The sequence below is a fragment of the Mesorhizobium sp. M7A.F.Ca.CA.002.04.1.1 genome (assembly GCF_004022805.1).
Taxonomy (GTDB): Bacteria; Pseudomonadota; Alphaproteobacteria; order Rhizobiales; family Rhizobiaceae; genus Mesorhizobium; species Mesorhizobium ciceri.
Window position 1 is genome coordinate 1 of record NZ_RZPL01000930.1, and the last position, 1854, is coordinate 1854.

Here is a 1854-nt window from a genome sequence, read left to right on the forward strand (position 1 = left end):
TGCCTGTGGTCAGAGACTGCGGCCCATGGCCAGGTATTTTTCGCGGCGCTGTTCGCGGAAATCGGTGTTGGCGCCGGCGAAGTCCTTCATCGTCCTGGCGATGAGGTCTCCGGTCGCGGCGATCACGGTTTCGGCGCCGCGATGCGCACCGCCGAGCGGCTCGGGGATGATGGCGTCGATGATCTTCAGTTCCAGAAGATCCTGCGCGGTGATCTTCATGTTGGTCGCCGCGTCCTTCGATCGTGTCGTGTCGCGCCACAGGATCGAGGCGGCACCTTCCGGCGAAATCACCGAATAGATGGCGTGTTCGAGCATGTAGACGCGGTTGGCGGTGGCGATGGCAATGGCGCCGCCCGAACCGCCTTCGCCGATGACCACCGAGATCGACGGTACTTTCAGGCCGAGACAGGTCGAGGTTGAACGGGCGATAGCCTCCGCCTGGCCGCGCTCCTCGGCGTTGACTCCGGGATAGGCGCCGGCCGTGTCGACCAGCGTCAGGAGCGGGATCTTGAAGCGGTCGGCCAGTTCCATCAGCCGTACCGCCTTGCGGTAGCCCTCCGGCCGAACCGAGCCGAAATTGTGCTTCAGGCGGCTGGCTGTGTCGGAACCTTTTTCCTGGCCGATGATGGCAATGGGTTCGCCGCGGAAACGGGCGAAACCGCCGACGATCGCCTGGTCCTCACCGAAATTGCGGTCGCCGGCCAGCGGCGTGAAATCGGTGAACAGGCCCTTGATGTAGTCGACGCAATGCGGCCTGTCGGGATGGCGCGCCACCTGCACCTTCTGCCAAGGCGTCAGCGCCTTGTAGGCATCGCGCAATGCGTCGCGGGAGCGCTTCTCGAGACGGTTGATCTCGTCGCCGACATCGACCGCCTCGCCATTCTCGGCAAGCTTCTTCAGCTCGAGGATCTTGCCCTCGAGGTCCTGCACCGGCTTTTCGAAATCGAGGTAATTATACATGCGTGAGCGGACCGATACGTCGGAAGGCAGTGGCTGACGGAACCCTTGAATCCAAGGCTCCGGGCGGTGAAATGTCGTCCTCACATAGCGATATGAGGCCTAGTCGGCAAGCGGATGATGATCGTTGACCAGCCGCACCAGCCGCTCTTCCAGCACATGGGTGTAAATCTGTGTCGTCGATATGTCGGCATGGCCAAGCAATTGCTGCACGGCCCGCAGATCGGCGCCGTTCTGCAGGAGATGGCTGGCGAAAGCATGGCGCAGCACGTGCGGCGAGATCTTCGCCGAGGCAATGCCGGCCCTTGCCGCCAGCCCTTTCAGGTCACGCGCGAAGACCTGGCGCGAGAGATAGCCGCTGTCCGAGGCGGCCGGAAACAGGAACGGACTGTCGGCCAAGGCTGGCACCTTGGCGCGGGCGGCAAGCCAGGTCTTCATCGCCGCGCGTGCCTTGGCGGAGAGCGGCACCATGCGCTCCTTGTCGCCCTTGCCGCGCACCATGAAGAAGCGGTCGTCGCGTTGCGCCACCGTCACCGGCAAGCCGACCAGCTCGGAAACGCGCAGGCCGGTGGCGTAAAGCACCTCGACCAGCGCATGCAGGCGCAGTGATGCCAGGCTGTCCCCATCGCCCGACGAGACATCGCCGGCTTCAATTGCTGCACGGTCGATCAGCCGGCCGGTGTCGGCCTCGCTCATCGTCTTGGGCAGCGGGCGGCCCTTTTTCGGGCTGTCCAGCGTGCCGGTCGGGTCATCGCCGCGCAGGCCTTCGGCGTAGAGGAATTTGAAGAACTGGCGGATCGCCGACAGTTTGCGCGCCTGCGACGTGGCGGCAAAGCCGCGGGCGGCAATGTCGTCGAGATAGGCGCGGATATCGGCGGCGGCGGCACCGGCCAGCCC

Annotated in this window: 2 protein-coding genes; both read right to left on the reverse strand. The window is 64.7% G+C overall.

Features of this window, described 5'->3' with window-relative positions; genetic code table 11:
- Positions 1–9: 9 nt before the first annotated feature.
- A complete protein-coding gene (locus ENZ75_RS30590) occupies positions 10–960 on the reverse strand; it encodes an acetyl-CoA carboxylase carboxyltransferase subunit alpha (protein ID WP_024503734.1) in 951 nt (316 codons plus the stop codon).
- A gap of 99 nt (positions 961–1059) precedes the next feature.
- A partial coding sequence (locus tag ENZ75_RS30595) for a site-specific tyrosine recombinase XerD (RefSeq protein WP_164888134.1) occupies positions 1060–1854 on the reverse strand: 795 nt, incomplete at its 5' end.